Origin of the sequence: Nodularia sp. UHCC 0506 (assembly GCF_034931045.1) — a bacterium.
Lineage (GTDB): Bacteria > Cyanobacteriota > Cyanobacteriia > Cyanobacteriales > Nostocaceae > Nodularia.
In genome coordinates, this window is sequence record NZ_JAYGHH010000094.1 from 1 (window position 1) to 4,582 (window position 4,582).

The window sequence follows — 4,582 nt, forward strand, 5'->3', positions numbered from 1 at the left end:
AAAATATCTAAAAATACATTACATTTGCCATAAATTCCGGCATTGAGAACAAGAAAAAACTTCCCTAAGAGTATTTACTCCTGGATTAATTTTGTAAACTACCAGAGCGATCGCTCACTCATATATTAAATTTTACAAATCATACCGTGCTGCAATTAGCAAGACTCTTGAGCAAATCAACCCTTTACATGAGATGCTGGTTGATGATTGGAGAGTATTTGCAGATGTCTGTTATTTCTAGTATCACTGTTACCGTTCCCGCCACTACAGCTAACTTGGGGCCTGGTTTTGACTGTATTGGTGCAGCCTTAACGCTGTACAACAAATTCAAATTCACTCGCTTAGATGAGGGTGGATTAATTATTGCTGTCACAGGTGCAGAAGCTGAAAAAGTACAAACTGATGAAAGTAATCTGCTCTATCAGGCTTTTCTCAAGTTATATCAATATATAGGACAGATACCGCCATCGGTAAGAATGGAAATCCAGCTTGGTGTACCCTTGGCGAGAGGTTTGGGTAGTTCAGCGACAGCCATTGTCGGGGGTTTAGTCGGTGCGAATCAACTGGCGGGTGCGCCTTTGAGTCAGTTACAGGTGATGGAATTAGCGATCGCAATGGAAGGACATCCTGATAATGTAGTTCCAGCGCTGTTGGGAGGATGTCGCCTCGCTGCTACCAGTGCTGATAATTGGGCGATTTGCGATATTCTTTGGGATGAAGATATTGTCCCAGTGGTAGCTATTCCAGATTTTGAGCTTTCCACCAGTGAAGCACGGCAAGTTTTACCCACCCAAGTCACTCGTGCAGATGCAATTTTTAATACAGCACATTTGGGGTTATTGTTGCGCGGTTTGCAAACAGGTAAGGGAGAATGGTTAAGCACAGCTTTACAAGATAAGTTGCATCAACCATATCGCCAAGCTTTGATTCCTGGTTACGATGCTGTAAAAGCAGCTGCAATCAAAGCCGGTGCCTATGGCATGGTAATTAGTGGTGCAGGGCCGACACTGTTAGCTTTAGTAGATCAGTTGCATTCTCAAGCTGTAGAAGCGGCAATGTTATCAGCTTGGCAAGAAACCGGAATTACAGCCATAGTGCGATCGCTTTCTCTGGATACCCAAGGTGCAAGCCATAGCACAAGTCAAAAGTGAAATACTTGCTGTGAATTGGTTTGAGATTTTTGTCATGTCCTCAGCGCCCTGTCTGTTGCTCTACCAAGGATAAACCGTAATGATTAACCAAATTCATACAGAAATTACCATTCTCAACTCACAGATTCAGGCACTCCAGCAAGAACGGGCGACGCTAACTATTAATAATGTATTATCTGGCAAGAATGATTCACCTTCAGCAATGGTGGAAGCTTGTCGCCGCCAAGCCAGAGAAAATCCCCAATTATCTGTAGAACTCAAGGGTATAGACGATGCGATCGCCGCACTGGAAATACAGCGACAATACAAACAAGCACAATTAGAACATTGGCAAAAAGAATCCCCACAACTTACCCAAGACCAGGAGTTAGAAGCAGCTAGAGAAGTAGCTCAGGTTCATGCCCAACGCATTAATCAATTAGCGGCGGAACTGTCCACAGAAATCCGTCTGTTGAAATCTTCTGCTGATTATTTGAGTCCCATGTATTGGCAGGTGTACTACAAGCCCTTTATTACAGGGTTTAAGACTATCTCAGTGCCTTATGTGCGTTCAGATGGCGAAGTCTGGTCAATTGTGAATCGAATTGTCTGAAATCGACCATATTTATCTAAAACGCTACATATCATAACTTTAATTGGTGACTTTAGTCACCTTTTTTTATATTATTTTGTATTGACGTTGCAAAAGTTTACATTTAGAATAGTTTTGACAGGAATTGATGAGTATTTATTCCTATAATTTTCTCAAAAAGTAGTTATTAGGGATAAATAACATTTACAAAACTACAAATTCCTTCATATAATGAAATCATAACCAAAAAGGTAAATCGATTGTCAGAACTAATGAATGCTATTGAATTTCCTTGGCTGTCAGCCATAATTTTATTACCCCTGGTGGCTGCCTTAGCCATCCCTTTAATCCCAGACAAAGAAGGAAAAACCGTTCGGTGGTATGGTTTGGGAGTAGCGATCGCCGATTTTGCCCTGATAATTTATGCCTTTTGGTATAGCTACGACTTCCAAAACCCCACACTGCAACTCGTAGAAAACTATGCCTGGGTTCCACAGTTGGGTTTAAACTGGTCTGTCGGTGTTGATGGTTTATCGATGCCCTTACTTTTGTTAACCGGCTTAATTAACACACTAGCAATCTTCGCGGCATGGAAAGTCACCACTAAGCCGCGATTGTTTTATGCGTTAATGTTGGTGATGTACAGCGCCCAGATAGGCGTATTTGTCGCCCAAGACTTGCTGTTATTCTTCTTAATGTGGGAAATCGAGTTAGTACCTGTGTATTTGCTAATTTCCATCTGGGGAGGAGCAAAACGCCGTTACGCAGCTACTAAATTTATTCTCTATACAGCCGCAGCATCAATATTTATCTTGGTAGCTGGCTTTGCAATGGCATTCTCAGGAGATACAGTCACCTTCGACATGGCAACTCTGGGAATGAAGCAATACCCCAAAGCTTTAGAACTGTTAACTTATGCCGGTTTCTTAATTGCCTTCGGTGTGAAGATGCCCATCTTCCCCTTACACACCTGGCTACCTGATGCCCACGGTGAAGCATCTGCACCTGGTTCTATGATTTTGGCTGGTGTATTGTTAAAAATGGGTGGTTATGCACTCATCCGCTTCAACGTTGAAATGTTACCTAATGCCCATGTTTACTTTGCACCAGTCCTAGCAGTATTAGGTGTAGTAAATATTGTCTACGGTGCTTGCTGCGCCTTTGCCCAAACCAACCTCAAACGCCGCTTGGCTTACTCTTCAATTGCCCACATGGGATTTGTCTTAATCGGTATTGCCTCTTATACAGAGATTGGGATTAGCGGTGCTGTATTACAGATGGTTTCCCACGGCTTGATTGCCGCTAGTTTGTTCTTCTTGTCTGGTGTAACTTACGAACGTACCCACACCTTAATGATGGACAAAATGGGCGGTATGGCTAAAGTAATGCCTAGAACCTTTGCAGTGTTTACAATTGGGGCAATGGCTTCTCTCGCTTTACCCGGAATGAGTGGTTTTGTGGGTGAGTTGATGGTGTTCCTCGGTATCGCCTCCAGCGATGTTTACAGTTCCAGCTTCAAAATTGTAGTCATCGTGTTGTCGGCGGTTGGTGTAATTTTAACTCCAATTTACTTACTGTCTATGCTGCGCCAAGTGTTCTACGGCGAACAAAACGCAGAATTACATCTAGACACTGTAGTTGCTGATATCAAACCTCGTGAATTGTTTATCACCGCTTGTTTGATCATTCCCATCATCGGTATCGGTTTCTATCCCAAGTTAGTTACGCAGACTTATGATGTGAAGGCAGTAGAATTAGCAGCCCACGCCCGTCAAGTTCTACCAGTTTTCGCTCGTCAGCAACCCGCAAGTCTGTACTCGACTATCTTCACTGCACCAACCTTAGCTTCATCTCAAGTTGATACTTTAGTTAATATCTCAGAGTAAATATAAGTCCTAAAACGATAGTGCTGTAAGTTAATTCTAAATATGAGGGGAATATAAGGGTGGTTTTTTAACCATCCTTATTAGTTATTATTTGTATGCTGCCGAAGAAAGAACAAACGCAGGTCGAGTATTCCAGACGAGTGCTGCGAGTGCAGGAGTACATTGCCCACCATCTTGCTGAAAAGCTATCGCCAGTGCAATTGTCTAAAGTGGCAAACTTGTCACCTCACCATTTTCATCGAGTTTTTCGTGGTGTCACAGGCGAATCTATTCTTGAGTATGTTAGACGCTTAAAGTTGGAACGAGCTGCCCGGAGATTGCGCGTTACAGTGACCGATGTAGCAGCACAAACTAGATGGCGCAAAGATATTAAAAGTGTGAGGGTGCAACTATCAGGTGATGCTTGGACTGAAGAAACAACCACTGGTACAGTCATTGATTTCCAAGTTCGTCATCAACAGCCGAACACCCAGTTTGAGATTCAGTTTATTTCTCGTCAAGGATTCAGTGGTACTTGGGTAGGAATTTTTGTTGCATCTCCTAGCGGAACGATGGTAGAATTCAGCGAAACTATTTATATTCAAAGTCCCATCTTGCGGATAATATCAAGAATTTTTTCTTTTCCGGATCGGTTAATTGATACATACCTGATGGAACTAAAAGCGGCGGTTGAGAAATCATGAGCAGTGATTAAATAGCTGCTGAATAGGCTTCATCTAGCCACGTATCAAGCACAAATATGCAGTTTTAATTCACTAGCAGAAAGATTAGCAGTTTTAGTGGAATTGCGATCGCATGAAGGATACATGGCCCAGAGTCAAACCTTAGAAGATGGTTCTTTCCTCTTAATTGAAAATCACTGTCCCATTTGTGCTGCGGCTACAGCTTGTACAGGGTTATGTGAGCAAGAATTAATAATTTTCCAATCTGTTCTCGGAGAAAATGTCAAGGTAGAAAGAGAAGAACACATCATT

Annotated in this window: 4 protein-coding genes; all 4 read left to right on the forward strand. The window is 42.4% G+C overall.

Going from position 1 to position 4,582, the window contains the following annotated elements; translation table 11 throughout:
* The first annotated feature begins 224 nt into the window (after positions 1-224).
* The 4 genes from thrB to VB654_RS25010 all read left to right on the forward strand — a co-directional run bounded on the left by thrB (position 225) and on the right by VB654_RS25010 (position 4,291).
* Positions 225-1,151, forward strand: coding sequence for a homoserine kinase (thrB, locus tag VB654_RS24995; protein ID WP_323216530.1), 927 nt, complete (start codon positions 225-227; stop codon positions 1,149-1,151).
* A gap of 79 nt (positions 1,152-1,230) precedes the next feature.
* Positions 1,231-1,743, forward strand: coding sequence for a hypothetical protein (locus VB654_RS25000; RefSeq protein WP_323216531.1), 513 nt, complete (start codon positions 1,231-1,233; stop codon positions 1,741-1,743).
* Between the two features lie 251 nt (positions 1,744-1,994).
* Complete coding sequence (locus VB654_RS25005) at positions 1,995-3,608, forward strand: NAD(P)H-quinone oxidoreductase subunit 4 (RefSeq protein ID WP_323216533.1); 1,614 nt, start codon at positions 1,995-1,997, stop codon at positions 3,606-3,608.
* Positions 3,609-3,703: 95 nt separating this feature from the next.
* Positions 3,704-4,291 (forward strand): AraC family transcriptional regulator, encoded by a 588-nt coding sequence (locus VB654_RS25010; RefSeq protein WP_323216532.1) that lies wholly within the window; start codon positions 3,704-3,706, stop codon positions 4,289-4,291.
* The last annotated feature ends 291 nt before the right edge of the window (positions 4,292-4,582 follow it).

What these genes read in the sequence shown, in the direction of transcription:
- VB654_RS25005 (WP_323216533.1), top strand. Translation starts at nt 1,995, where the DNA reads ATGAATGCTATTGAATTTCCTTGGCTGTCAGCCATAATTTTATTACCC.
- VB654_RS25010 (WP_323216532.1), top strand. Translation starts at nt 3,704, where the DNA reads ATGCTGCCGAAGAAAGAACAAACGCAGGTCGAGTATTCCAGACGAGTG.
- thrB (WP_323216530.1), top strand. Translation starts at nt 225, where the DNA reads ATGTCTGTTATTTCTAGTATCACTGTTACCGTTCCCGCCACTACAGCT.
- VB654_RS25000 (WP_323216531.1), top strand. Translation starts at nt 1,231, where the DNA reads ATGATTAACCAAATTCATACAGAAATTACCATTCTCAACTCACAGATT.